This window comes from Bradyrhizobium sp. CIAT3101 (assembly GCF_029714945.1).
In the GTDB taxonomy this organism is placed as follows: Bacteria; Pseudomonadota; Alphaproteobacteria; order Rhizobiales; family Xanthobacteraceae; genus Bradyrhizobium.
Genome location: NZ_CP121634.1, coordinates 4226265 through 4251079, shown reverse-complemented (window position 1 = coordinate 4251079; position 24815 = coordinate 4226265). Strand labels below are relative to the sequence as shown.

26 protein-coding genes are annotated in these 24815 nt (G+C 64.5%); 1 reads left to right on the top strand and 25 read right to left on the bottom strand.

What is annotated here, in order from left to right:
* Positions 1-25 precede the first annotated feature (25 nt).
* Positions 26-1615 carry an ABC transporter substrate-binding protein gene (locus QA645_RS20035; protein WP_283052505.1) on the bottom strand — a complete coding sequence of 530 codons (1590 nt, stop codon included), beginning with the start codon at positions 1613-1615 and terminating at the stop codon, positions 26-28.
* 199 nt (positions 1616-1814) lie between these two features.
* Here QA645_RS20035 and QA645_RS20030 point away from each other — a divergent pair, with 199 nt between their 5' ends.
* Positions 1815-2690: a hypothetical protein gene (locus tag QA645_RS20030; RefSeq protein ID WP_283052502.1), complete on the top strand. Its 876-nt coding sequence runs from the start codon at positions 1815-1817 to the stop codon at positions 2688-2690.
* Between the two features lie 22 nt (positions 2691-2712).
* On the opposite strand, the gene mtnK is transcribed toward QA645_RS20030, so the two are convergent.
* From mtnK to QA645_RS19910, 24 genes are all read right to left on the bottom strand, one after another.
* Entirely contained in the window at positions 2713-4002 is a 1290-nt protein-coding gene (gene mtnK / locus QA645_RS20025; protein WP_283052500.1) for an S-methyl-5-thioribose kinase, read from the bottom strand.
* Between the two features lie 33 nt (positions 4003-4035).
* Entirely contained in the window at positions 4036-4383 is a 348-nt protein-coding gene (locus QA645_RS20020) for a hypothetical protein (protein WP_254131855.1), read from the bottom strand.
* Between the two features lie 45 nt (positions 4384-4428).
* A complete protein-coding gene (locus tag QA645_RS20015; RefSeq protein WP_254131856.1) occupies positions 4429-4704 on the bottom strand; it encodes a DUF1467 family protein in 276 nt (91 codons plus the stop codon).
* A 9-nt stretch (positions 4705-4713) separates the two neighbouring features.
* A complete protein-coding gene (gene mce, locus QA645_RS20010; protein ID WP_283052487.1) occupies positions 4714-5118 on the bottom strand; it encodes a methylmalonyl-CoA epimerase in 405 nt (134 codons plus the stop codon).
* 42 nt (positions 5119-5160) lie between these two features.
* On the bottom strand, positions 5161-6831 hold the full coding sequence (locus tag QA645_RS20005; RefSeq protein WP_254193977.1) for a ribonuclease J: 1671 nt from the start codon (positions 6829-6831) through the stop codon (positions 5161-5163).
* Positions 6831-7637 (bottom strand): biotin--[acetyl-CoA-carboxylase] ligase, encoded by an 807-nt coding sequence (locus QA645_RS20000; RefSeq protein ID WP_283052485.1) that lies wholly within the window; start codon positions 7635-7637, stop codon positions 6831-6833. The genes QA645_RS20005 and QA645_RS20000 overlap by 1 nt, the downstream gene beginning before the upstream one ends.
* Before the next feature lies 1 nt (position 7638).
* Positions 7639-9075, bottom strand: coding sequence for an NADH-quinone oxidoreductase subunit NuoN (gene nuoN, locus QA645_RS19995; RefSeq protein WP_283052482.1), 1437 nt, complete (start codon positions 9073-9075; stop codon positions 7639-7641).
* 22 nt (positions 9076-9097) lie between these two features.
* Positions 9098-10606: an NADH-quinone oxidoreductase subunit M gene (locus QA645_RS19990; protein WP_254193979.1), complete on the bottom strand. Its 1509-nt coding sequence runs from the start codon at positions 10604-10606 to the stop codon at positions 9098-9100.
* Positions 10607-12688, bottom strand: coding sequence for an NADH-quinone oxidoreductase subunit L (nuoL, locus tag QA645_RS19985; protein WP_283052480.1), 2082 nt, complete (start codon positions 12686-12688; stop codon positions 10607-10609).
* Positions 12689-12696: 8 nt separating this feature from the next.
* On the bottom strand, positions 12697-13005 hold the full coding sequence (gene nuoK, locus QA645_RS19980; protein WP_008136131.1) for an NADH-quinone oxidoreductase subunit NuoK: 309 nt from the start codon (positions 13003-13005) through the stop codon (positions 12697-12699).
* Positions 13002-13640, bottom strand: coding sequence for an NADH-quinone oxidoreductase subunit J (locus QA645_RS19975; protein ID WP_254131863.1), 639 nt, complete (start codon positions 13638-13640; stop codon positions 13002-13004). Before QA645_RS19975 ends, nuoK begins: the two co-directional genes overlap by 4 nt.
* Before the next feature lie 9 nt (positions 13641-13649).
* Positions 13650-14138 (bottom strand): NADH-quinone oxidoreductase subunit NuoI, encoded by a 489-nt coding sequence (nuoI, locus tag QA645_RS19970; protein WP_026232873.1) that lies wholly within the window; start codon positions 14136-14138, stop codon positions 13650-13652.
* A 14-nt stretch (positions 14139-14152) separates the two neighbouring features.
* A complete protein-coding gene (gene nuoH, locus QA645_RS19965) occupies positions 14153-15220 on the bottom strand; it encodes an NADH-quinone oxidoreductase subunit NuoH (protein ID WP_254131864.1) in 1068 nt (355 codons plus the stop codon).
* Between the two features lie 5 nt (positions 15221-15225).
* On the bottom strand, positions 15226-17301 hold the full coding sequence (nuoG, locus tag QA645_RS19960) for an NADH-quinone oxidoreductase subunit NuoG (protein WP_283052476.1): 2076 nt from the start codon (positions 17299-17301) through the stop codon (positions 15226-15228).
* 5 nt (positions 17302-17306) lie between these two features.
* Positions 17307-18632 (bottom strand): NADH-quinone oxidoreductase subunit NuoF, encoded by a 1326-nt coding sequence (gene nuoF / locus QA645_RS19955; protein WP_254131866.1) that lies wholly within the window; start codon positions 18630-18632, stop codon positions 17307-17309.
* 15 nt (positions 18633-18647) lie between these two features.
* Positions 18648-18845, bottom strand: a complete 198-nt coding sequence (locus QA645_RS19950; RefSeq protein ID WP_254131867.1) for a hypothetical protein — start codon at positions 18843-18845, stop codon at positions 18648-18650.
* Complete coding sequence (gene nuoE / locus QA645_RS19945) at positions 18845-19456, bottom strand: NADH-quinone oxidoreductase subunit NuoE (RefSeq protein WP_027529885.1); 612 nt, start codon at positions 19454-19456, stop codon at positions 18845-18847. Before nuoE ends, QA645_RS19950 begins: the two co-directional genes overlap by 1 nt.
* A 10-nt stretch (positions 19457-19466) precedes the next feature.
* Positions 19467-20429, bottom strand: coding sequence for an FkbM family methyltransferase (locus QA645_RS19940; RefSeq protein ID WP_283052470.1), 963 nt, complete (start codon positions 20427-20429; stop codon positions 19467-19469).
* Positions 20429-21625, bottom strand: a complete 1197-nt coding sequence (locus QA645_RS19935; RefSeq protein ID WP_254193982.1) for an NADH-quinone oxidoreductase subunit D — start codon at positions 21623-21625, stop codon at positions 20429-20431. Before QA645_RS19935 ends, QA645_RS19940 begins: the two co-directional genes overlap by 1 nt.
* 2 nt (positions 21626-21627) lie before the next feature.
* A complete protein-coding gene (locus tag QA645_RS19930) occupies positions 21628-22239 on the bottom strand; it encodes an NADH-quinone oxidoreductase subunit C (protein ID WP_283052467.1) in 612 nt (203 codons plus the stop codon).
* Positions 22240-22250: 11 nt separating this feature from the next.
* Positions 22251-22832, bottom strand: a complete 582-nt coding sequence (locus tag QA645_RS19925; protein ID WP_283053265.1) for an NADH-quinone oxidoreductase subunit B — start codon at positions 22830-22832, stop codon at positions 22251-22253.
* Complete coding sequence (locus tag QA645_RS19920) at positions 22829-23194, bottom strand: NADH-quinone oxidoreductase subunit A (RefSeq protein WP_092290902.1); 366 nt, start codon at positions 23192-23194, stop codon at positions 22829-22831. The genes QA645_RS19925 and QA645_RS19920 overlap by 4 nt, the downstream gene beginning before the upstream one ends.
* A gap of 248 nt (positions 23195-23442) precedes the next feature.
* Positions 23443-23673 carry a hypothetical protein gene (locus tag QA645_RS19915; protein ID WP_283052461.1) on the bottom strand — a complete coding sequence of 77 codons (231 nt, stop codon included), beginning with the start codon at positions 23671-23673 and terminating at the stop codon, positions 23443-23445.
* Positions 23673-24809, bottom strand: a complete 1137-nt coding sequence (locus QA645_RS19910; RefSeq protein ID WP_283052459.1) for a PepSY-associated TM helix domain-containing protein — start codon at positions 24807-24809, stop codon at positions 23673-23675. The genes QA645_RS19915 and QA645_RS19910 overlap by 1 nt, the downstream gene beginning before the upstream one ends.
* Positions 24810-24815: the final 6 nt, after the last annotated feature.

Genomic DNA, 24815 nt, shown 5'->3' with positions numbered 1-24815 from the left:
GATGAAGGGAGCACGAGAACGCGTGTTACTTTGCCGGCGAGGTCTCGTCGACCCAGAGCTCCTCGACGTTCTGATGGGTCAGCTCCGTCGCGTTGAGCTGAACGCCATGGAGCCAGGGCTGCACGGCCATGACGGCCTTGTTGTAGTTGAAGAACCAGACCGGCGCCTCCTCGTAGAGCAGCGCGTTGGCCTTTTGCAGCAGCTGGGTGCGCTTGGATGAATCGTCGGCCTGCCCTGCCTCGTCCATGATCTTGTCGAACTCGGGGTTCTTGAAGATCATGTAGTTGCAGGCCGATTGCGGCGTCGACGAATGGAAGCATTTCAGCGCGGCCTGGGGATCCGGGCCGGTCTGTTGCGAGTAGATGTAGGCCTGGTAGTCGCCGGTGCGGACCACCTCCGACAGCACGGCAGCCTCGACCTGCTTGACCTTCACCTTGATGCCGACCTTGTCCAGCATCGGAATGACGGCCGAGACGATCGGCAGGCCCCAGCTTTCGTTCTGGCTGGTGGTCCATTCGAATTCGAAGCCGGAGGCGTAGCCGGCGTCAGCGAGCAACTGCTTGGCCTTGGCGGGATCGTAGGGGTACGGCTTCATCGTCTTGTCGTAGGCGGTCGAGGTCAGCGGCAGCCAACTGGTGGCGCGATAGGCCTTGCCCTTGACCAGCTTGCTGATGATCAAATCGGTATCGATCGCGTAGTTGATCGCCTGCCGGACGCGCTTGTCGGAGAACGGCTTGAAGTTGGGGTTCATGCCCATGTAACGCGTGAAGACCTCGGCGACCTCGGCGATGGTGCCCTTGAGATTGGGGTCGGTCTGATAGGCGACGTATTGCGCCGGCCCGAGCACGGAGGTGTCGATCTCCTTGTTGCGGAAGGCGACGTCGCGGGCCGCCGCCTCGCCCATGATCGAGACGATCAGCTTGTCGGCGTAGGGCTTGCCGGGCTTGTAGAACTTGTCCCACCGCTCCATGACGATGCGCGAGCCCGGCACGTGCTCGACGAACTTGAACGGGCCGAGGCCGATCGGATGCTGGATGAAGCTGTCCTTGGCGGCCTCGTCGGCGGGGTAGATCGAGGTCAGCGCCGTGAAGAAGTAGAAGCCGGGCTCGACCTTCTCGGTCAGCTTCATCTCCACCGTGAAATCGTCGATCTTCTTCAGGCCGGAGATTTCCTTCGCCTGCCCTTTCTCGACCGCGGCCGCGCCCTCGATGACGCGAACATAGCGCGCACCGGGATAGGCCTTGGTGCCGTCCATGATGCGGTTGAACGACCAGATCACGTCGTCAGCCGTCATCTTGCGGCCGTTGTGGAAATAGGCGTCGTCGCGGAGCTTGAAGGTCTGAACGAGCCCCCCGCTGGAGACGATGACCTCCTTCGCGAGTTCAGGGACCGGCTTTCCTTCCGCGGAGTCCCAGATGTAGAGCGAGCGATGCAGGCCCTTGGCGTAGATCTCGTCCTGGGCGCGCTGGGTGGTGTGAATGTCGAGACTGGTGAAGCTCGAGCCATAGGGCGCCGTCATGCGGATGGTTCCGCCCTTGCGCGGCGTCTGGGCTTCTGCCGGGGCGGCGAGCGCCAGTCCCAGGCCCGCGACGATCGCCAACATCCTGAACATCATGTGTCCCCTAATGCAGGTATTCCGATCAGGGATTTGATCATTCACAGCCTGTCGAACGCAAGCTTCGTTTTGCGTCCCCGGCGATGCAAGCCACCGATTGACGCGGTGCGTCATCGCGCAATGGGAACAGTGAACATTTTTCGCAATCGACGCGACCAAGCTCAGGATCGTTGTCTGAGCCCCAGGGATCGCGGAAAAAATGAAACGCCGAATGCTAGGTATCCTGCTCGTGGGCAGTCTGGTCGCCGCGACAGCGGCGATGGCGATCCCTGTTACGCCGGATCCGGGCCCCGCTGACGGCATCGACGTCGGCTGGTATCGCAGCACGGGCCTGGACACGGCCGTCGACCAGACCTGGTGGGCGACCAGGAACCGTTGCGTCCCGGACACTCTCGGCGAACGCCTGATCTGCGGCGCTCTCGGGTATCTGGCACGGGCCGCAGGCCGGACCTTCGAGGCCAAAATGTCCGACGACGCCGGTCTGCCGCTGCCGGCCGGCTGGGACCTGATGACCACGAAGAACGCGTCCTTCATCAGGTCGGCGCATGTCGAGACGCCGCTCGATCTCGCAGCCGTGCTCGACTTCTATCGCGCCTCGCTCGGACAGCGTGGCTGGACCGAGACGAACGGCGCGCTCATCGCGCCCGACAGGGCCGAGATCGCTTTCACGACGTCGGACGGACCGGCGACGCTCCGGCTCGTCCGCCAGGACAACAAGACCATCGCCGACCTTTCCCTGCGCAAGCGGTGGAAGGTAACGGCGGGCATCGCGCCAAAACCGGGGCAAGTGAAATTGATGCTCGGCAACGAGACGGATAAAGCGGCAGTTATCACCGTCAATGAGCGAACCGTCAGGCTGGTGGCGCACGCGGGAGAAAAACTGACCCACACCGACGATGCGGCGAGCGAAAAGTCCGATATCCCAAAGCTCGATCTGCCGTCAGGCAAGCACAAGATCACCGTCAAGGCCGAGGGCAGCGCTGCGCGGAGCCGGGAGCTCGAGATCGCAGCCAACGAGACCTGGGGCCTGCTGGTCGGCCCGGATGGCGCGCCGCTGCCGATACGGCTGTATTGAGGCGCGCGACGCTCTCTCTCCGTCAGCCTGACAACTCCGGCTGCCAATCCCCCAGCTTCCGGGCAGCCCCCGTGATGTCGGCGATGGTTCGAAACGCCACCGCCTCCACCATCATCCCGCGCGCGAGCCGCACGGCGCGGGCCTCGCTCACCGCCCGCACCTTCGGATCCTCGATCAGCTCGAAATCGATGTTGTGGGCAAGGCCGAAAATGCGGCGGATGGTTTTGGCGGCGGCGAATCCGACCGTGTCGGTGAACAGGCGCTGCATGTAGGCCTGCCGCTCGGCCTCGAGGCGCATCGCGCCCTTCTCGCCGGCAAAGAGCGAGACCGGATAGGCATCGCCGCGGGCCTCCGACCGCCAGAGGTCGAGGAATTTTCGCGAAAACTCATTCCAGACCTGGTCGACCGTCTCCAGCACCCAGCCCTCGAATTCGCGGCGCTCGCCCGGCGTGCGCTCGTGGCCGGCAGAGGCGAAATAGGCCATCAGCAGATTGGCCAGCACCGCGCCGACGTCAAAACCCATCGGGCCGTAGAAGGCGAATTCCGGATCGATCACCCGCGTCTCTGCCGCCGTCACCATGATCGAGCCGGTGTGGAGATCGCCATGCAGCAGTGCTTCCGGGCTCGCCATGAATTTCAGCTTCAGCCGGGAGATCGCGACATGCAGCTCCATGTCCTCGCGCAAGGACGCGGCCAGGCCGTCGAGATACGGCGACGTCCAGCGGTTCTGCTCGGCGATGCGATAGGGATCGGTGAAGATCAGATCCTCGGTGATCTTGCACAGCGCATGATTGCCGGCGAAGGCGGCGATGGCCTCCTTCTTCTCCGCGGCCGTGAGCGCGAGGTCGGAGGTGAAGAACAGCGTCCGCGCCATGAACGTCGTGATGTCATCGACGAAGCGCGGATAGGACGTCGCAGCCACCAGCCCCTTGCGCATGATGATATGGGGCTCGAGCAGCTCCATCACCGTGAGTGCCAGCGTCTCGTTGTGGTGCAGCAAGGCCGGCACGAGGCCGGGCACGAGCTGGGCCTGCCGGGACAGCGCGAGATATTCGTAATGGGCCCGCGACAGCGGCAGCGGCCAGCTCTCGCCGACCAGGCGAACGTAAGGCAGCGCCTGCTTCACGGCGGTGCCGCCGCTGGCGCCTTTCACGATGAAGACGAGGTTGAGATTGCCGTCGCCGACCTCGGTGATCCCCCAGGCGGCCGGCGCGCCGCCAAGCAGTGCCGCGATGTCAGGCAGGCCCGCGAGATAGTCCCGCAAGGCCGCTTCCTGAAGAATCCGGTAATCCCCCGCCTGCCCTTGCGCCATGACGATCCCATCCCATGCTCGATGGCCGGATCGTTACTCCCGCTCCAGGAAGCTCGAGCCGATCTCGGCCTTTCTTTTGATCGGATCGTAATCGCAATAGACGTTGTCCGCCACCAGCGTGTAGCTGGCGCTAACGGTGTATTTATCGAGCTTGACCGAGTTCAGACCGATCACCGAGGTGCTTTTGCCGCCGTTCCATTTGAACGGCGTCGAGCTCTTGGCCTGCTCGCAGGCCATCACGGCTTCGTTGAACACGTAACCCTCGACGAACGCCTTCAGCGTTCGCGCCTGCACGGCGATCTTCCATTCGACATAGCCAATGGCACCGAGACCGGCGACGATCAGCACCAGAAGCGCGACGACGATCCTCTGAAAAGTCATTCGTTCCCCCAACAACGACGCAACGCGAAAAATCCGGCAAAATCGCTAAAACGGCATCCCCATCAATTTCGACAGCCGTTCGATCGAGAGATAGCCGGCCTGATAGGCCGCGACCCCGATGCCGTAGATGATGGCCGAGATGATCGTGGTCCAGATCAGCTTGCGCTTCATGCCGGTCAGGACAGGTGCGCCGGGGTCGGTGCCGGGCGCGCCGACGCCGTCCTCGTGCTGGCTGCGCACGCCGAACGGCAGCGTCAGGAACAGCGCGATCCACCAGATGACGAAGTAGATCGCGAGTGCGGTTGAAATCTGGATGGCCATGGGGCGATCTTACGCCTGCTCGATTTCGACGAGCGCGCCGGAAAAGTCCTTCGGGTGCAGGAACAGCACCGGCTTGCCGTGGGCGCCGATCTTCGGCACGCCGTCGCCGAGGACGCGGGCGCCCTCCTTCACCAGGGTGTCGCGCGAGGCGATGATGTCGACGACCTCGTAGCAGATGTGGTGGATGCCGCCGTCGGCATTGCGCTCAAGAAATTTCGCGATCGGCGAGGCCTCGCCGAGCGGCTCGATGAATTCGATCTTGGTGTTGGGGAGCGTCGCGAACACGGTGATGACGCCATGCTCGGGCAGCGGCACGGCTTCCGAAATCTGCGCCCCGAACGCCGTGCCGTAGATTTTTGCGGACTTGACGGCATCCCTGGTCGCGATCGCGACGTGGTTGAGGCGACCCAGCATGTTTCTTCTCCCTCAGCGCGTGATCCGAAGACCACGCTTAATCTACACCGTCAGGACGTGGACCAGACAGGGGGGCTTTTTGCCCCAATGTTCGTTGATGACGGCCCGGACGGCGCGTCGCACCGATTCCGCCAGTGCATCCGGATCCCGGCGGCGCGCCTTCGGCAGGCCCTCGATGGTGGACATCACGGCGTCGAAGACGATGTCGTCGAACGGCTCCCCCGCCCGGTTTTTCTCGGGGATGCCGATCAGATCGACCTCGGGCTCGTCGACAAGCTCGCCCTGCGCGGTCATGGCGATGGCGACGAAGGCGCAGCCGGAGAACGCCATGCGGCGGCGCTCGACCACGGCGCGGGACTTGGAATCCTCCAGGATGGTGCCGTCCTTGTAGAGCCGGCCCGACGGCACCTCGCCGACCACGCCGGGATCGCCGGGGCCGAGCTTGACCATATCGCCGTTGCGGACCACCAGCACGCGCGGCACGCCGGCGGCACGCGCGAGCTTGGCGTGCTCGTTCAGGTGCAGCGCCTCGCCATGGACGGGGATCAGGAGCTGCGGCTTCACCCAGGAGATCATGTCGCGCAGCTCGTCGCGGCGGGGATGGCCGGAGACGTGGACCAGATGATCGCGGTCGGTGAGGACCTCGACGCCCTGCAGCACCAGATTATTGATGATCGAGCCCACGGCCTTCTCGTTGCCGGGGATGGTGCGCGAGGAGAAGATCACGCTGTCGCCGCGGTTCAGCGTGATCTCGGGATGGTCGTCATTGGCGATGCGGGCCAGCGCCGCGCGGGACTCGCCCTGGCTGCCGGTGCAGAGCGCCAGCACCTTGTCCTGCGGCAGATGGCCGTAGACCTCGGGCGAACGGAAATTCTGGACGCCATCGAGATAGCCGGTCTCGCGCGCGACCTGCACCACGCGCTCCATGGCGCGGCCGACCACCACGACCTCGCGGTCGGCGGCCTTCGCGGCATCGGCGACGGCCTTGATGCGGGCGACGTTGGAGGCGAAGGTCGTGACCGCGACGCGGCCCTTGGCCGCCTTCACCAGGTCGATGATGGTGCGCGCGACCTCGGCTTCGGACGGCGAGCGGCCATCGCGCACCGCGTTGGTGGAATCGCCGATGAGAGCGAGCACGCCCTCCTCGCCGAGTTCGCGCAGCCGCTTTTCATCGGTCGGACGTCCGAGCGTCGGGGTCGGATCGATCTTCCAGTCGCCGGTGTGCAGCACCACGCCGGCCTCGGTGTGGATCGCCAGCGCATGCGCTTCCGGAATCGAATGCGCGACCGGGATGAACTCGACGTTGAAGGGACCGACATCGATGCGCCCGCCTGACGGGACCACGGTGACGGGGATCACGGGCGCGTTGCGCTCGGCGGCGCATTTGGCCTCGAACAGCGCGGCGCTGAACTGCGTCGCATAGATCGGGCATTTCAGCCGCGGCCAGAGATCGATGATGGCGCCGAAATGGTCCTCATGGGCGTGGGTCAGCACCAGGCCCATCAGGTTCTTGCGTTCCTTCTCCAGGAAGCTGATGTCCGGCATGATCAAATCGATGCCGGGCAGATGCTCCTCGTCGCCGAAGGAAACGCCGAGATCGACCGCCAGCCAGGAACGCTGGTGGCGATTGCCGAGGCCGTAGATCGACAGGTTCATGCCGATCTCGCCGACGCCGCCGAGCGGCGCAAAAACCAGTTCGTCGGGTCTCGCCATCACGCAGCTCCCACCGAACGAACCGGGCCAAAAAACACCTCGCCCGCGGCGATCGGCACGCGACGGCCATCCGCGGTGCGGACGATCAGGCAGCCGGTGTCGTCGATCGTGTCAAAAATACCTTCCAGCACCTTGGTTCCCGTGTGGATCGCGATCGGCTCGCCAAGGCGCGCGGCGCGCTCCAGCCAGAGCTTTCGGATCTCGGCAAAGCCACGGCCATTGTCCCAGATGCCGCGGAATTCCACCCAGGCGTCCGACAGGGCCGAGAACAGCTCTTCCGCGCTGATCTGGACGCCGAGGGCTGCCAGCGACACCGCCGGCGTCGGCGTGCCCTCGGGCGCCGCCACGATGTTGGTGCCAATGCCTGTGACGATGGCCAGGCGATCGCCGACGGCTTCGGCCTCCAGCCCGATGCCGACCAGCTTCTTGCCGTTGGCAAGGACGTCGTTCGGCCATTTCAGGGCGTATCGGGGACGGTCGGGGCCGAGCCGCAGCGCAGCCTCGAGGCTGACTTTCTCCAGCGCAGCCTCCTCGGCCAGTCCCGCGGCAAAACCGATCGTGGCAGCCACCGCCGGCGCGATGTCGAGGACTTCGAGGACGCTGGCTGCCAGATTGCCCTTCGGCGCGATCCAGGGCCGCTGACGGCGGCCGCGGCCGGCCGTCTGCTCATCCGTGACGAACCAGATCGGGCCGCGCTCGCCGGCGCGAGCCGCCTCGATGGCATCGGTATTGGTCGAGCCGGTCCGCTCCAGGGCTGCGAGCTTGTAGCCCGCCGCGATTGCGCGAGGACCGAGCGCGAACCCCATCCTAGAACAGCGATTTTGCGGCGGCGGAGGCGACGTTCACCACCGGACCCGCGAACAGCGCGAACAGAATTGTGAACAGGCCCGCAACCGCCAGCACCGTCTTGACCTCGGCGCGCATCGGATCGACCTGGCCGGCCGGTTCATCAAAGTACATCGTCTTGACGATGGTGAGATAGTAGTAGGCGCCCACCACGCTGGAGAGCACGCCGATCACGGCGAGCGTGAACAAATTCGCCTTGATGGCGGCGACGAAGACGTACCATTTGGCGAAAAAGCCGGCGAGCGGCGGAATGCCCGCCAGCGAGAACAGCAGCATCGCGAACATGAAGGCGAGCAGCGGGTTGGTGCGCGACAGGCCTGCGAAGTCGCTGATCTTCTCGACGGCCTGGCCGTTACGCTTCATGGCGAGGATGACCGAGAACGAGCCGAGCGTCATCGCGACATAGATCACGATGTACATCAGCACGCCCTGCGCGCCCTCGACCGTGCCGGAGGCAAGGCCGACGAGCGCGAAGCCCATATGGCCGATCGAGGAGTACGCCATCAGGCGCTTGATGTTGCTCTGGCCGATCGCGGCAAACGAGCCCAGCGCCATCGAGGCGATCGCCACGAACACCAGGATCTGCTGCCACTGCGAGACGATGCCCGGGAATGCGGTCAGCGTAACGCGGGTGAACACGGCGAGTGCAGCCACCTTCGGCGCGGACGCGAAGAAGGCGGTGACCGGCGTCGGGGCGCCTTCGTACACGTCGGGCGTCCACATGTGGAACGGCACGGCCGAGACCTTGAAGCAGAGGCCGGCGAGCAGGAACACCAGGCCGAACACGAGGCCGACATTCGCGGCGGTCGCAGCCGTAGCGATGCCGGCGAAGCTGACGGTGCCGGTGAAGCCGTACACCAGCGAGGAGCCGTACAGCAGCATGCCCGAGGACAGCGCGCCCAGCACAAAGTACTTCAGACCGGCTTCGGTCGACTTGGCATTGTCGCGGTTCGAGGCCGCCACGACGTAGAGCGCGAGCGACATCAATTCGAGGCCGAGATAGAGCGAGATCAGGTCACCGGCCGAGATCAGCACCATCATGCCGAGCGTCGAGAGCAGCACCAGGATCGCGTATTCGAAGATGCGGCGCGACGGATCCGACAGGAACTCGGTCGACAGCACCAGCGTCACCGCCGAGCCGATCAGGGCCAGGATCTTCATGAAGCGGGCGAAATCGTCGACGATGAAGCTGCCGCCGAACGTCACCTGCTTGCCGGCGGGCAGCATGTATTCGAGCACGCCGACCACGATCAGCAGCAGCACCGCGAGCGTGGTGACCGCGCTGGTGGTGCCCTGCCCGCGATAGGCGCCGAGCATCAGAAGCGCCATGGCGCCGATCGCGAGCACGATCTCGGGCAACACCGGCGCCAGTTGATAACCTGCAGTCGTAAAGCTCATGGCGATATCCTGACCTGCCCGATCACTGGAGCAGTGCGGCGGCCTTCACGGCCGTCACAGCGGTGTTGTAATTATTGACGAGTTGCTGGACCGAGGCGGCCGACATGTCGAGCACCGGCTTCGGATAGACGCCGAACAGGATCGTCAGCGCGATCAGCGGGAACAGCGTCACGCATTCACGTAGGGTGAGATCCTTCATGCTCATCAGCGTCGGCTTGACCAGCGCCCCGAACACGACCTTGCGGTAGAGCCACAGCGCGTAGCCGGCCGACAGGATCACGCCGAAGGTGGCGAAGAACGCGGTCGGGATCGAGACCTTGAAGGTGCCGAGCAGCGTCATGAACTCGCCGACGAAGCCGCTAGTGCCGGGCAGACCGACGTTCGCCATGGTGAAGATCATGAAGGTCAGCGCGTAGAGCGGCATCCGGTTGACGAGGCCGCCATAGGCCGCGATCTCGCGGGTGTGCAGGCGGTCGTAGACCACGCCAACGCAGAGGAACAGCGCGCCGGAGACGATGCCGTGCGAGATCATCTGGAACATGCCACCGGCGACGCCCTGCATGGTGCCGGCGAAGATGCCCATGGTGACGAAGCCCATATGCGCGACCGACGAGTACGCGATCAGCTTCTTCATGTCCTCCTGCATCAGCGCCACCAGCGAGGTGTAGATGATGGCAATCGCGGACATGGTGAAGATCAGCGGCGCGAAGTCGTGCGAGGCGAGCGGGAACATCGGCAGCGAGAAGCGCAGGAAGCCGTAGCCGCCCATCTTCAGCAGGATCGCGGCCAGAACCACGGAGCCCGCGGTCGGCGCCTCGACGTGCGCGTCAGGCAACCAGGTGTGCACCGGCCACATCGGCATCTTCACCGCAAACGAGGCGAAGAAGGCCAGCCACGCCCACGTCTGCAACGACCGCGGCACGGCGGTATGCATCAGGGTCGGGATGTCGGTGGTGCCGCCGTTCCAGTACAGTGCCATGATGGCGAGCAGCATCAGCACCGAGCCGAGCAGCGTGTAGAGGAAGAACTTGAACGACGCGTAGACCCGGCGCGGACCGCCCCAGACGCCGATGATCAGGAACATCGGGATCAGGCCGCCTTCGAAAAACAGGTAGAACAGCACGAGATCGAGCGCCGAGAAGGTGCCGATCATCAGCGTTTCCAGGATCAGGAACGCCATCATGTATTCGCGGACGCGGTTCGAAATCGCCTTCCAGCTCGCGATGATGCAGAACGGCATGATCGCGGTGGTGAGGATCACCAGCGGCAGCGAAATGCCGTCCACGCCCATGTGGTAGGTGATGCCGGTGGCGAGCCAGCTCGCCTTCTCGACGAACTGGAAGTCCGCATTCGACGGGTCGAAGCGCATGACCAGAAGCACCGACACCGCGAAGGTGATCAGCGTGGTCCACAGCGCGATCCAGCGCGAGTTGCGCCGGGCCGCCTCGTCATCGCCGCGGCTCAGGTAAACGATCAGCGCGCCGACCAGCGGCAGGAACGTCGTGACCGAAAGGATGGGCCAGGTTGTCATTTACTGGCCTCCAAAGCCGAACATGAACCAGGTGATCAGGCCGGCGGCGCCGATCAGCATGGCGAATGCGTAGTGATAGAGATAGCCGGTCTGGATCTTCACGACGTTACGGGTGATGTCCAGCACGCGGGCCGAAATGCCGTCGGGACCGAAGCCGTCGATGATGAAGCCGTCGCCCTTCTTCCAGAGCTGGTAGCCGATCCACTTCGCCGGACGGACGAAGATGAAATCGTAGAGCTCGTCGAAGTACCATTTGTTGAGCAGGAACTGGTACAGCATAGGCTGCGTGTTCGCGAGCTCGACCGGGAGGTACGGCTTGCGGATGTAGAAGGTGTAGGAGACCAGGAAGCCGCCGACCATCATCACGAAGGGCAGCCAGCCCAACAGATGCGGCATGTGCTCCATATCCTCGAGGATATGCGGGTTCATCTTCACGGACTCGCGGAAGAACTCCTCCACGCCGTGAGGACCGGTGAACAGCTCCTTGAACGGGAAGCCGGCCAGCACCGATCCAACCGCCAGCACGCCGATCGGGATCAGCATCCAGATCGGGCTCTCATGCGCGGCCTCGTAGTGCTCCTGGTCGTGGGGCTCGCCGAAGAAGGTCTTGAACACCAGACGCCAGGAATAGAACGAGGTCAGGCCCGCGGCCACGATCGTCATCAGGTAGGCGTAGGTCGAGAACGGGTTATGCGAGGCATAGGCCGCCTCGATGATCGCGTCCTTGGAGAAGTAGCCGGCGAACAGCGGGAAGCCGGTCAGCGCCAGCGTGCCGACGGTCATCACCGCGAACGTGTACGGGATCTTCCTCCAGAGGCCACCCATGTTGCGGATGTCCTGCTCGTGGTGCATCGCGTAGATCACCGAGCCGGAGCCCAAGAACAGCAGCGCCTTGAAGAAGGCGTGCGTGAACAAATGGAACATGCCGACCGAATAGGCCCCTGCTCCCATCGCCACGAACATGTAGCCGAGCTGCGAACAGGTCGAGTACGCCACGATGCGCTTGATGTCGTTCTGGACGAGACCGATGGTCGCGGCGAAGAACGCCGTGGTGGCACCGAAGAACATCACGACGGCCTGGGCGTTCGGGGCGAGCTCGAACAGCGGCGACAGGCGCGCCACCATGAACACGCCGGCGGTGACCATGGTCGCGGCATGGATCAGCGCCGACACGGGCGTCGGGCCTTCCATCGCGTCCGGCAACCAGGTGTGCAGCAGGAACTGCGCCGATTTACCCATCGCGCCCATGAACAGCAGGAGGCAGGTCAGCGTCAGCGCATCGGCATGCCAGCCGAGGAAGTCGATGGTCTTGCCGGTGAGGCCCGGAGCTGCATGGAAGATGGTCTCGAAATCGGTCGAGCTCGTCAGCATGAAGATCGAGAAGATGCCGAGCGCGAAGCCGAAATCGCCGACGCGGTTGACCACGAAGGCCTTGATGGCGGCGGCGTTCGCCGACGGCTTCTGGTACCAGAAGCCGATCAGCAGATAGCTCGCCAGACCCACGCCTTCCCAGCCGAAGAACAGCTGCACCAAATTGTCCGCCGTCACCAGCATCAGCATGGCGAAGGTGAACAGCGAGAGATAGCCGAAGAAGCGCGGCCGGTACGGATCCTCGTCCATGTAGCCGATGGAATAGAGGTGCACGAGCGAGGATACGGTCGTCACCACCACCAGCATCACGGCGGTGAGCGTGTCGACGCGCAGCGACCACCAGACCTCGAGCTCGCCGGAGAAGATCCAGGGCAGAATCTGGATACGGGCGTCGTGGCCGTTGAAGCCGACGTCGACCAGCGTCATCCAGGACAGCGCGGCCGCCACGAACAGCAGTCCGGTCGTGATCAGCTCGGCGCCGCGCGAACCGGCGGCCGCCGGCTCGACCGGACCATGGCCGTGGTCGTCATGGGCGTGATCGTCGTGGCCATGATCGTCATGAGCCGCCGATGCGTGCGCATCGCCGTGACCGTGATCGCCGTGATGCTCGACCTCGTCGCCCGAGGGGTTGCGGGCATGCGCGCCGGCCAGGGCGATGAGCCCGGCCAGAATGGCGCCCAGCAGGGGCAGGAAAACGATTGCCTGAACCATGACTGCGCTCAGCCCTTCATCAGATTGACGTCCTCAACCGCGATCGAGCCACGGTTGCGGAAATAGACCACCAGGATGGCGAGACCGATCGCGGCTTCGGCGGCCGCAACGGTCAAGACCAGCAGCGCGAAGACCTGGCCGACGATGTCGCCGAGGAAGGTCGAGAATGCCACCAGGTTGACGTTGACCGAGAGCAGGATCAGCTCGATCGACATCAGGATGACGATGATGTTCTTGCGGTTCAGGAAGATGCCGAGGATGCCGAGCGTGAACAGGATCGCGCCGACCGCCAGATAATGTCCGAGCCCGATCGTCATTTCACCCACTCCGCCGCGTCGGCGTCCGAAAGCCCCTGCCCCGGTGCCACCTTGCGCATCGCCATCGCCATCTCGGGCGTGCGTGCGTTCTGAACGTTGATGTCCTGCCGCTTCACGCTCGCCTTGTGGCGCAGCGTCAGCACGATGGCGCCGATCATGGCGACCAGCAGCACCATGCCCGAGAGCTGGAAGTAGTGGACATACTTCGTATAGAGCACCAGGCCGAGCGCCTCGGTGTTCGACACGTTGGTCGGGATCGGCGCCGTGATGGTCTTGCTCACGGTCGGGTTGATGACCCAGGCGCCGACGGTCAAAAGCAGCTCGAACAGGAAGATGCCGCCGATCACGACACCCACCGGCAGGTACTGGATGAAGCCTTCGCGCAGCTCGAGGAAGTCGACGTCGAGCATCATGATGACGAACAGGAACAGCACCGCGACGGCGCCGACATAGACGACGATCAGGATCATCGCGAGGAATTCGGCGCCCATCAGCACGAACAGGCCGGAGGCGTTGACGAAGGCCAGGATCAGGTACAGCACGGAGTGAACGGGATTGCGCGAGACAATCACCATCACCGCCGAGGCGACGCAGACGCCGGCGAAGAGATAGAAGAACAGCGCAGGAAGGATCATGCTCTCATCTCACCGGTAAGGCGCATCGAGCTCGATCGCTTTCGCGATCTCGCGTTCCCAGCGGTCGCCATTGGCGAGCAGCTTGGCCTTGTCATAGAACAGTTCCTCGCGGGTCTCGGTCGCGAACTCGAAGTTCGGACCTTCGACGATGGCGTCGACCGGGCAGGCCTCCTGGCAGAGGCCGCAATAGATGCACTTCACCATGTCGATGTCGTAGCGCACGGTGCGGCGGGTGCCGTCGTTGCGGCGCGGACCGGCCTCGATCGTGATCGCCTGCGCCGGGCAGACCGCTTCGCACAGCTTGCAGGCGATGCAGCGCTCTTCACCATTCGGATAGCGGCGCAGCGCATGCTCACCGCGGAAGCGCGGCGAGATCGGGCCCTTCTCGAACGGATAGTTCAGCGTCGGCTTCGGCTGGAAGAAATAGCGCATGGCGAGGAAGAACGCCGAGACGAATTCCGACAGCAGCAGCGAGCGTGCAGTGGCGTTGATGTTGATACCCATGACGGCCCTCACTTCGGCGCGATGCCGGCGAATTGCAGCACGCCCGCCACCACGACCACCATCACCAGCGAGAGCGGCAGGAACACCTTCCAGCCGAGGCGCATCAGTTGGTCGTAGCGGTAGCGCGGCACGATCGCCTTTGCCATCGCAAACAGGAAGAACATGAAGAAGAGTTTGAGCGCGAACCAGATGATCCCCGGCACCCAGTTGAAGGGCGGCAGATCCACCGGCGGCAGCCAGCCTCCGAGGAACAGGATGGTTGCCATTGCGCACATCGTGACGATCGCGACGTATTCGCCGAGCATGAACAGCAGATACGGCGTCGAGCCGTATTCGACCATGAAGCCGGCGACCAGCTCGGACTCGGCCTCGACGAGGTCGAAGGGCGGACGGTTGGTTTCCGCCAGCGCCGAGACGTAGAACACCACGAACATCGGGAACAGCGGCCAGACGTACCAGTTCAGGATGGTGAGCTGCGGCAGCCCGATCAGGCTGGCGAGGCCGCGGACATGCTGGGCCTCGACCACGGCCGAGAGGTTCAGCGTGCCGGCGCAGAGCAGCACCGTGATGATGACGAAGCCGATCGAGACTTCATACGACACCATCTGGGCCGCCGAACGCAGCGCGGCCAGGAACGGATACTTCGAGTTCGACGACCAGCCGGCCATGATGATGCCGTAGATCGACAGCGACGAGATCGCGAAGATGAAGAGGATGCCGACATTGATGTCGGAGATCACCCAGCCGAGATTGGTCGGGATCACCGCCCAGGCGGCGAGCGCGAGCACGCATGAGACCAGGGGAGCAAGAAGGAAGACGCCCTTGTTGGCGCCGGCCGGAATGATCGGCTCCTTCAGCACGAACTTCAAAAGGTCGGCGAAGGACTGGAACAGGCCCCAGGGCCCGACCACGTTCGGACCGCGGCGGATCTGCACCGCCGCCCAGATCTTGCGGTCGGCGAGCAGGATGTAGGCGATCGCGACCAGCAGGACCACGAGCACCAGCACGCTTTCCGCGATCATGATGATCAGCGGCCAGAGAAAGCCGGTCCAGAATGCGCTTGCGAAAAATTCCATCTGGCTCACTCCGCTGCGGTCAGCATCTGCCCGGAGGCAAGCCGCGAGCACTCCGCCATCACGGCCGACGCACGCGCGATTGGGTTGGTCAAATAGAAGTCCTCGATCGCAGCCTTGAACGGCGCCTTCTCGGGCGAACCGCCCTTCCCCGCGAGCTTCTTGATCTGGTCGGCTGCGCCCGCTTCGATCTGGTCGAGACGGATCAGATGCGGCACCGCCTTGAACAGCGCCTGGCGCAGCGCGGCAAGCGAATCGTAGCCGAGCTTCTTGCCGAGCGCCTCCGAGAGCGCGCGGACGATCGCCCAGTCCTCGCGGGCTTCGCCCGGCGGGAACGCGGCGCGACCGGTCATCTGCACGCGGCCTTCGGTGTTGACGTAGATCGCGGACTTCTCGGTGTAGGCGGCCGCCGGCAGGATCACGTCGGCGCGGTGCGCGCCGCGGTCGCCATGGGTGCCGATGTACACGACGAAGGTACCGTCCGGCGCCTTGATCTCGTCGGCGCCGAGCAGGAACAGCAGGTCGAGCGTGCCGAAGGTCGTCATCTGCGCGGCGTTCAGCCCGCCCTGACCTGCGACGAAGCCGATGTCGAGCGCGCCGACGCGCGAAGCGGTCTCGTGCAGCACGCCGAAGCCGTTCCAGCCGTCCTTCACCGCGCCGACATCGAGCGCGAGCTTGGCGGCGGCGGCGAGAATGGCGGCGCCGTCGTGACGCGAGGCCGCGCCCGCGCCGATCAGGATGATCGGGTTCTTGGCGTTCTTCAGCACATCCATGAAGGAGTGCTTGCCGGCCGCGAGCTCACCGAGCGTTTCGGTGCCCGCACCGAGATGATCATAGTCGAAAGTGAGATCGGCCTTGGCGCCGATCACGCCGACCTTGAAGCCGCCGGCGCGCCAGCGCTTGCGGATGCGGGCGTTGAACACGGCCGCTTCCTTGCGCGGATTGGCGCCGACGATGAGCAGCGCATCCGCCTGCTCGACGCCCGCCAGCGTCGGGTTGAAGATGTAGGAGCCCCGGCCGAGCGCGGGATCGAAGGCGTCGCCGCCCTGCACCGCCAGATTGGCCGAACCGAATTTCGCCAGCAGATCCTTCACCGCGAACATCTCTTCGACGCCGGCGAGGTCGCCCGCAATCGCGCCGATGCGCTTGCCGTCGGTGCGGGCCGCCTTCGAAGCGATCGCCGCGAACGCTTCCTGCCAGCTCGCCGCACGCAGCTTGCCGGCTTCACGGATATAGGGCCGGTCGAGGCGCTGGGTGCGCAGGCCGTCGACGATGTGGCGGGTCTTGTCGGAGATCCACTCCTCGTTCACGGCCTCGTTGATGCGCGGCAGCACGCGCATGACTTCGCGGCCGCGGGTATCGACGCGGATCGCGGAACCCACGCCGTCCATCACGTCGACCGACTGGGTCTTGCCGAGCTCCCACGGACGCGCCGCGAAGGCATAGGGCTTCGAGGTCAGCGCACCGACCGGGCAGATGTCGACGAGATTGCCCTGCAGTTCCGAGGTCAGCGCATGCTCGAGATAGGTCGTGATCTCCATGTCCTCGCCGCGACCGGTCGCGCCCATCTCGGGGGCGCCGGCAACTTCCGCCGAGAAGCGGACGCAACGCGTGCACTGGATGCAGCGGTTCATCGAGGTCTTGACCAGCGCACCGAGGTACTTGTCCTCGACCGCGCGCTTGTTCTCGGCGAAGCGGCTGGTGTCGACACCATAGCCCATCGCCTGGTCCTGCAGGTCGCACTCGCCGCCCTGATCGCAGATCGGGCAGTCCAGCGGATGGTTGATCAGAAGGAATTCCATCACGCCTTCGCGTGCCTTCTTCACCATCGGCGAACGCGTGGAGATTTCCGGCGGCTCTCCCTTCGGGCCCGGACGGCAGTCACGCACGCCCCAGGCGCACGATGCGACCGGCTTCGGGCCACCCTTCACCTCGACGAGGCACATCCGGCAATTGCCGGCGATCGACAGGCGCTCGTGATAGCAGAAGCGCGGAATCTCGGCGCCGGCCGCCTCGCACGCCTGAAGCAGCGTGTACTCGGCGGGGACATCGATCTCTTTGCCGTCGATGATGAGCTTGGTCATTCTCTCTACTCCGCCGCGACCATGTTCACGGGATCGCGGACGCCGGCATCGTCGATGTCGGCCTTGTGCGAATACTGGTCGATACGCGCTTCGATCTCATGACGGAAATGCGCGATCAGGCCCTGGATCGGCCAGGCGGCTGCGTCGCCGAGCGCGCAGATGGTGTGGCCTTCGACCTGTTTGGTGACTTCCAGCAGCATGTCGATTTCGCGCTTGTGGGCGCGGCCATCGGCCATGCGGGTGAGCACGCGCCACATCCAGCCGGTGCCCTCGCGGCACGGCGTGCACTGGCCGCAGCTCTCATGCTTGTAGAAATAGGAGATGCGGGCGATCGAACGGATCAGGTCGGTCGACTTGTCCATCACGATCACGGCCGCGGTGCCGAGGCCCGAGCGCAGCTTGCTGAGGCTGTCGAAATCCATCGGCGTGTCGATGATCTGCTCCGCCGGCACCATGCGCACCGAGGAGCCGCCGGGGATCACGGCCTTGAGGTTGTCCCAGCCGCCGCGGATGCCGCCGCAATGCTTGTCGATCAGCTCACGGAACGGAATGCCCATGGCCTCTTCGACGTTGCAGGGCCGCTCGACATGGCCGGAGATGCAGAACAGCTTGGTGCCGACATTGTTCGGACGGCCGATGCCGGCGAACCAGGCGGCGCCACGGCGCAGGATGTCCGGCGCAACCGCGATGGACTCGACGTTGTTGACGGTGGTCGGGCAGCCGAACAGGCCGACGTTGGCCGGGAACGGCGGCTTCAGGCGCGGCTGGCCCTTCTTGCCCTCGAGGCTTTCGAGCAGCGCGGTCTCCTCACCGCAGATATAGGCGCCGGCGCCGTGCGCGACGTAGATGTCGAACGGCCAGCCGTTGACGTTGTCCTTGCCGACCAGCTTGGCGTCATAGGCCTGGTCGATCGCGGCCTGAAGATGCTCGCGCTCGCGGATGAATTCGCCGCGGACATAAATGTAGCAGGTGTGCGCGTTCATCGCGCAGCTGGCGATCAGGCAGCCCTCGATCAGGAGATGCGGATCGTGCCGCATGATCTCGCGATCCTTGCAGGTGCCGGGCTCGGACTCGTCGGCGTTGACGACGAGATAGCTCGGACGACCGTCGGTGGACTCCTTCGGCATGAAGGACCACTTCAACCCGGTCGGGAAGCCGGCGCCGCCGCGGCCGCGCAGGCCCGACGCCTTCATCTCGTTGATGATCCAGTCGCGGCCCTTGTCGATGATGTTCTTGGTACCATCCCAGGCGCCGCGGCGCCGCGCACCCTCGAGGCCCCAATCATGGAGGCCGTAGAGGTTCTTGAAGATGCGGTCCTTGTCCTCGAGCATATCAGTGCTTTCCGATCAACGATTGGCCTGCTTGTAGGCAAGCCCGGCGGCGCAGACGGCGAAGGTCAGCGCCCAGAGCAGACTGGTTTCCTGCGTCGCGTTCATCACGAAGCGCTGCAGCAGGAACATGAAGGCGGCCGCGAGCGCGGCATGCATGGCAACGAAGCCCCATTTATTCACGGCTTCGCTCCCCCGGTTCGTCGGAAGACCCATCAGGAGGTCTCCTTCAGCGTGGTCGGTCCGCCCGCCGGCGCGGAGAACTGGCGGCCGTTCTGCGGACCGGGCTTCGGCGGATTGCCCGAGGCGAAGCCATCGAGCACCTTGCCGAAGGTCTCCTTGGTCAGGTCCTCATAGGTGTCCTTGCCGATCAGCACCATCGGCGCGTTCACGCAGGCGCCGAGGCACTCGACCTCTTCCCAGCTGAAATTGCCGTCCTTGGAGAGATGGAAGGGATCGTGATGGATCCGGCTCTCGCAGACATGGATCAGGTCTTCGGCGCCGCGCAGGCGGCACGGCGTGGTGCCGCAGACCTGGACGTGGGCCTTCTTGCCGACCGGAGCGAGCTGGAACATCGTGTAGAAGGTCGCGACCTCGAGCACGCGGATATAGGGCATGTCGAGCAGGTCGGCGACGGCGCGGATCGCGGCTTCCGAGACCCAGCCCTCGTGCTGCTCCTGGACGCGCCAGAGGATGGCGATGACGGCCGAGGCCTGGCGTCCGGCCGGATATTTCGCGATCTGCTGCTTGGCGAAGGCAAGGTTCTCGTCCGTGAACGCAAAGCTCGCGGGCTGGACTTCCTTCGGTGCTAATCGGCGAACGGACATGTCTTATCTCTCACTGCATGCGGCGCGCGGTTTTCGCATTCAGGGCATTGATCCTGTCCTGCCAGAATGCGCTTGCGGTGCCGAAAACGTTGTAGCCGACGTGGGTCGAGACCTTGATGCGATCGAGGATCGACAGCTCGGTCACGGTCTCCAGCCGATTGGTGCGCGGATCGAGCACGATCAGCTTCAGCGGGGTCTGTTCGAGGATGTAGCGCGACACCGCATGCGTGCGGTCGCTGCCGTGCTCCTCGCACATGATGACGCTGTCGGTCTGGAGCAGCCGGGCGCCACCCTTGATCGCCTCGATCTCGACGCCTTCGACGTCGAGCTTGATCAGGTACTTGCCGGTAGCCTGGACCTTGCCGTCCTCGATGAGGTTATCCAGCGCCAGAACGGGCACGTCCTCGCCGCCATCCGACGGGGCGCCGGCGATGCTGAAGGCCTCGTGCTTGGTGCCCGACAGGCGCGCGGTGCCGCGCGCCGCGCCGATCGCGCACTTCAGGGTCTCGAAGCGGTTGCCGTTGACGCGGGCATTGTTGGCAAGCTTCGGATAGTTCTGGCCCGACGGCTCGATCGCGATCGACTTGTGCGAGCCGAACGGCTTGCTCGAGACCAGCACCGACCAGTAGCCGTAATTGGCGCCGCAATCGAGCAGCGTGTAGTCGACGTCGATGGAGTCGGCGAACAGCAGCTCCAGCTCGTCCTCGTAGCAATAAGAACGGTTGAGCAGCTTGCTCCAGTAGCCGTCGCCGTAAGGGAATTCGAACACGGCGTCCGGGTTGAGCTTGATCGCGATGTTGCGCTCGGGCAGCGTCTTCCGCAGCAAATTCGCACAGGCGATGTAGCCCATATGCGAGAAATGCGACGAGATCTTCGACCCCGTCACCAGCGCCAAGGCAGCCGTCCGCTCCCACAGGTTGGCCCCTTCAAGGGCCCCCGAGGCACGGTCAAACTGGATTGGCGCCTGAGCCATCACCGATCGACCTCTCCGAACACGATGTCGAGCGAACCGAGAATGGCCGAGACGTCGGCGAGCAGATGGCCGCGGCAGATGTGGTCCATCGCCTGCAGATGCGCAAAGCCCGGCGCGCGGATCTTGCACTTGTAGGGCTTGTTGGTGCCGTCCGAGATCAGATAGACGCCGAACTCGCCCTTGGGCGCCTCGACCGCGGCATAGACCTCGCCTTCCGGCACGTGGACGCCTTCAGTGTAGAGCTTGAAGTGGTGGATCAGCGCTTCCATCGAGCGCTTCATCTCGCCACGGCGGGGCGGCGCGACCTTGTTGTCTTCGACGACGACGGCACCCTTCCCTTCGGCTGCGTTCAGCTTCTGGATGCACTGCTTCATGATGCGCACCGACTGGCGCATCTCTTCCATGCGGATCAGGTAGCGGTCGTAGCAGTCGCCGTTCTTGCCGATCGGAATGTCGAAATCCATCTCGGCGTAGCACTCATAGGGCTGCGACTTGCGCAGGTCCCAGGCCGCGCCCGAGCCGCGCACCATCACGCCCGAAAAACCCCACTCCCAAGCTTCCTTCAGCGGCACCACGCCGATATCGACGTTGCGCTGCTTGAAGATGCGGTTGGCGGTCAGCAGGCGATCGAGGTCGTCGACGACCTTCAGGAACGGATCGCACCAGGCTTCGATGTCGTCGACCAGCTTCTGCGGCAGGTCCTGATGCACGCCGCCGACGCGGAAGAAGGCTGCGTGCATGCGGCTGCCCGAGGCGCGCTCGTAGAACACCATCAGCTTCTCGCGCTCTTCGAAACCCCACAGCGGCGGGGTCAGCGCGCCGACGTCCATCGCCTGCGTGGTGACGTTGAGAAGATGCGACAGGATGCGGCCGATCTCGCAATAGAGCACGCGGATCAGCTGGCCGCGGCGCGGCACCTCGATGCCGAGCAGCTTCTCGGCGGCGAGGCAGAAGGCGTGCTCCTGGTTCATCGGCGCGACGTAGTCGAGCCGGTCGAAATACGGGATCGCCTGCAGATAGGTCTTCTGCTCGATCAGTTTTTCGGTGCCGCGATGCAAGAGACCAATGTGCGGGTCGACGCGCGCAACGACCTCACCATCCAATTCAAGCACAAGACGAAGAACGCCGTGCGCCGCCGGATGCTGCGGTCCGAAATTGATCGTAAAGTTGCGAAGCTGTTCAGGTTGCTCGTTCATGATCAGGCCTTCGGTCCTGCCTTCTCGTCACCGGGAAGCGGATAGTCCGCCCCTTCCCATGGCGAGAGGAAATCGAACTTGCGGAATTCCTGGTTGAGCCGGACCGGCTCGTACACCACGCGCTTCTCCTGGTCGTCGTAGCGGACCTCGAGGAAGCCGGTGAGCGGGAAATCCTTGCGCAGCGGATGGCCCTCGAAACCGTAATCGGTGAGGATGCGGCGCATGTCGGGGTGACCGACGAAGAACACGCCGTAAAGGTCGTAGGCCTCGCGCTCGAACCAGTCGGCGCCGGGGAACACCTCGATCAGCGACGGAACCTGCGTGGTCTCGTCGGCCTGGGCCTTGAGGCGGATGCGCGTGTTCAGGGTCGGTGACAGGAAGTGATAGATCACGTCGAAGCGCTTCTCGCGCGACGGATAGTCGGCCGCCGTGATGTCGGTGAAGTTGACGAAACGGCAGTTCGGATCGTCGCGGAGGTACTTGACCACCTCAACGATCTTGCTGGCCTCGACATCAACCGTGAGCTGGTTGAAGGCCACCGAATGACCGATGGCGGCGCCCGGAAGCGCGCTCACGATCGTCTGCCCCAGGGCGTCGAGCTTGGCGTCGTCCATGACGTAAAACCTTAGCGTTCGATGGTGCCGGTGCGGCGGATCTTCTTCTGCAGCAGCAGCACGCCGTAGAGCAGAGCTTCCGCCGTGGGCGGGCAGCCCGGCACGTAGATGTCGATCGGCACGATGCGGTCGCAGCCGCGCACGACCGAGTAGGAATAGTGATAGTAGCCGCCGCCGTTGGCGCAGGAGCCCATCGAGATGACGTAGCGCGGCTCGGGCATCTGGTCGTAGACCTTGCGCAAAGCCGGGGCCATCTTGTTGGTCAGCGTGCCCGCGACGATCATCACGTCGGACTGGCGCGGCGAGGCACGCGGTGCGAAGCCGAAGCGCTCGACGTCGTAACGCGGCATCGACACCTGCATCATCTCGACCGCGCAGCAGGCGAGACCGAAGGTCATCCACATCAGCGAGCCGGTACGGGCCCAGGTGATGAGGTCGTCGGTCGCGGCCACGAAGAAGCCCTTGTCGGACAACTCGTGGTTGACCTCGAGGAAGAACGGATCATTGGCCCCGACCGGCCGGCCGGTCGACGGATCCAGGATGCCCTTGGGGGCCGGCGCGATCGCCGGGCCAGCGGACGGCACAGGGTTCAATCCCATTCGAGTGCCCCTTTCTTCCATTCATAGGCGAAACCGACTGTCAGCACGGCAAGGAACACCAGCATCGACCAGAAGCCGGTCGCGCCAAGCTTGCCGAACGCCACAGCCCAGGGAAACAGGAACGCCACTTCGAGGTCGAAGATGATGAAGAGGATGGCGACCAGGTAGAAGCGGACGTCAAACTTCATGCGGGCGTCGTCGAAGGCGTTGAAACCGCACTCATACGCCGAGAGCTTTTCCGGGTCCGGCTGCTGGAACGCCACGATGAAGGGCGCGATCAGGAGCACCAGGCCGATGATGGCCGCTACCCCTATGAAGACGACGAGTGGAAGATAGTTCTGTAGAATGCCGCTCATTGACGAGCCCTTTTTCCCGCAGCCTCGGGACAGCCACGGATTCGTCCGATTTGGAATTATTCTGAGCCTTAGCGCAGTGCACCAATGGGCGCAAGACACGCTCTTTTTAGGCCCTTTGCTGCTCCCAGACCGGTGGAAATCCCGGAATCACCCCGCGGCTGGTATGGAGCAGATCGCCGAACCCGACAAGGGCGGCCATAGTTTTGCAGGGTAGCAGGTTCGAGATTGGGGCGCACGGGCCGCGTCGGCTATCGGCCGCGTGCCGCCTGCGAAAATCGCACGTTTTTCTTGCTGCGGCGGCGCACCCAAACCCAGGCGACGACCGCAACAGGCGCCCCGACTGTCACCCAGGCGACATACTGGCCGACCGTTCCCCACAGCAACGCAGCCAGCAGGCCCATGATCGTCGCCGCGGCGAGCAGACCAGGTGCAGCAAAGACACGTATCCACAGGCGCGCGCGGTCAGAGGAGCCATGCATCACGACGGGACCGGGGCTCGTCTGGCGAATGCGTCGGCCTTGGCAGGGGCACGCTTGCGCCGCCGCGCCACCCAGAGATAGAGGCCGCTGCCGATCACAACGATGGTGAGCCCGTCGAGGGCAGCCCAGATCACCTTCAGCGGCACCCCGCCATAATCGCCGAAATGCAGCGGCTGCGAGATCAGGAGCGCCTGGAGATAGAGCGGCAGCGCGCGGGTATCGGCCACCTCCCCGGTTTCGCCGTCGAGCAGCACCGGCTTCAGAAGCCGCGCCGTCAGCACCGTGTCGCCGCGCATGAAGGCCGCGAAATGGTGCGAGGACGTGAACGGCGTGCCCGGGAACGCGATGAAGGCGACCTCCATGCCGGGCGCAGCCTGCATGGCGCGCGCGACGACGTCGTCGAGCGAGGCGAGATGCGCAGGCGCCGGCTTCCCGGCATAGGGCGCGACCATGCTGGCGAGCTCGGTCGCCTTCCACTGGTTGAGCATCAGCTCGGCCCAGGTGTTGACGACGCCGGTCAAGCCCACCACCAGCGCCCAGGCCACCGTCACCACGCCGATCAGATTGTGCCAGTCGAGCCAGCGGACGCGACGCGCGGCACTGTCGCGGATGGTGGCAAAGCGCAGGCGGCGGGTGAACGGCCAGTACAGCACCACGCCGGAGACGATGGCTGTGGCAAACAGCAGCCCCATCGCGCCGAGGAACAGCTTCCCGGCTTGTCCAGCGAACATGTCGGTGTGCAGCTTGAGCACGATCAGCATCGGCCCGACGCCGACCGGCCCGAGCAGCTTGGCCGAAACCGCATCGAACGCACGTACGGTCGCGTTGTCGGGCGCACCGTCTGGGGCGCTGTTGGTGAAGGCCATCACCAGCCCGGGCTCGTCCTTGTCCCAGGACACATATTGCAGGACGCGGCCGGGATCGGCGGCGAGCGCGGCGTCGGCGACGACTTGGGGCGTCGCGCGCGCCGCGCTCGCATGAGCTTCGGGCTGGGGGGCGTAGCCCAGGAGCTCATCGATCTCGTGATGGAAGATCAGCGGCAGGCCGGTCAGGCAGAGCAGCAACAGGAACAACGTCGAGATCAGGCTGGTCCAGGTGTGGACCACGGACCAGAGCCTGACCGTGCGCGCCTTCACAAAGCC

Excerpts from the sequence above, each read along its gene's own strand:
- QA645_RS19940 (WP_283052470.1), bottom strand. The coding sequence starts at position 20,429 with ATGGCTCAGGCGCCAATCCAGTTTGACCGTGCCTCGGGGGCCCTTGAA.
- QA645_RS19935 (WP_254193982.1), bottom strand. The coding sequence starts at position 21,625 with ATGAACGAGCAACCTGAACAGCTTCGCAACTTTACGATCAATTTCGGA.
- mtnK (WP_283052500.1), bottom strand. The coding sequence starts at position 4,002 with ATGGCGCAAGGGCAGGCGGGGGATTACCGGATTCTTCAGGAAGCGGCC.
- QA645_RS20035 (WP_283052505.1), bottom strand. The coding sequence starts at position 1,615 with ATGATGTTCAGGATGTTGGCGATCGTCGCGGGCCTGGGACTGGCGCTC.
- nuoE (WP_027529885.1), bottom strand. The coding sequence starts at position 19,456 with ATGTCCGTTCGCCGATTAGCACCGAAGGAAGTCCAGCCCGCGAGCTTT.
- QA645_RS20000 (WP_283052485.1), bottom strand. The coding sequence starts at position 7,637 with ATGGGGTTCGCGCTCGGTCCTCGCGCAATCGCGGCGGGCTACAAGCTC.
- nuoL (WP_283052480.1), bottom strand. The coding sequence starts at position 12,688 with ATGGTTCAGGCAATCGTTTTCCTGCCCCTGCTGGGCGCCATTCTGGCC.
- QA645_RS20020 (WP_254131855.1), bottom strand. The coding sequence starts at position 4,383 with ATGACTTTTCAGAGGATCGTCGTCGCGCTTCTGGTGCTGATCGTCGCC.
- QA645_RS19920 (WP_092290902.1), bottom strand. The coding sequence starts at position 23,194 with ATGAGCGGCATTCTACAGAACTATCTTCCACTCGTCGTCTTCATAGGG.
- QA645_RS19990 (WP_254193979.1), bottom strand. The coding sequence starts at position 10,606 with ATGACAACCTGGCCCATCCTTTCGGTCACGACGTTCCTGCCGCTGGTC.
- QA645_RS19930 (WP_283052467.1), bottom strand. The coding sequence starts at position 22,239 with ATGGACGACGCCAAGCTCGACGCCCTGGGGCAGACGATCGTGAGCGCG.
- QA645_RS20005 (WP_254193977.1), bottom strand. The coding sequence starts at position 6,831 with ATGGCGAGACCCGACGAACTGGTTTTTGCGCCGCTCGGCGGCGTCGGC.
- nuoN (WP_283052482.1), bottom strand. The coding sequence starts at position 9,075 with ATGAGCTTTACGACTGCAGGTTATCAACTGGCGCCGGTGTTGCCCGAG.
- QA645_RS19915 (WP_283052461.1), bottom strand. The coding sequence starts at position 23,673 with ATGCATGGCTCCTCTGACCGCGCGCGCCTGTGGATACGTGTCTTTGCT.
- nuoH (WP_254131864.1), bottom strand. The coding sequence starts at position 15,220 with ATGGAATTTTTCGCAAGCGCATTCTGGACCGGCTTTCTCTGGCCGCTG.
- nuoF (WP_254131866.1), bottom strand. The coding sequence starts at position 18,632 with ATGCTCGAGGACAAGGACCGCATCTTCAAGAACCTCTACGGCCTCCAT.
- QA645_RS19950 (WP_254131867.1), bottom strand. The coding sequence starts at position 18,845 with ATGGGTCTTCCGACGAACCGGGGGAGCGAAGCCGTGAATAAATGGGGC.
- nuoK (WP_008136131.1), bottom strand. The coding sequence starts at position 13,005 with ATGACGATCGGGCTCGGACATTATCTGGCGGTCGGCGCGATCCTGTTC.
- QA645_RS19975 (WP_254131863.1), bottom strand. The coding sequence starts at position 13,640 with ATGATCCTTCCTGCGCTGTTCTTCTATCTCTTCGCCGGCGTCTGCGTC.
- mce (WP_283052487.1), bottom strand. The coding sequence starts at position 5,118 with ATGCTGGGTCGCCTCAACCACGTCGCGATCGCGACCAGGGATGCCGTC.
- nuoG (WP_283052476.1), bottom strand. The coding sequence starts at position 17,301 with ATGACCAAGCTCATCATCGACGGCAAAGAGATCGATGTCCCCGCCGAG.
- QA645_RS20015 (WP_254131856.1), bottom strand. The coding sequence starts at position 4,704 with ATGGCCATCCAGATTTCAACCGCACTCGCGATCTACTTCGTCATCTGG.
- QA645_RS20030 (WP_283052502.1), top strand. The coding sequence starts at position 1,815 with ATGAAACGCCGAATGCTAGGTATCCTGCTCGTGGGCAGTCTGGTCGCC.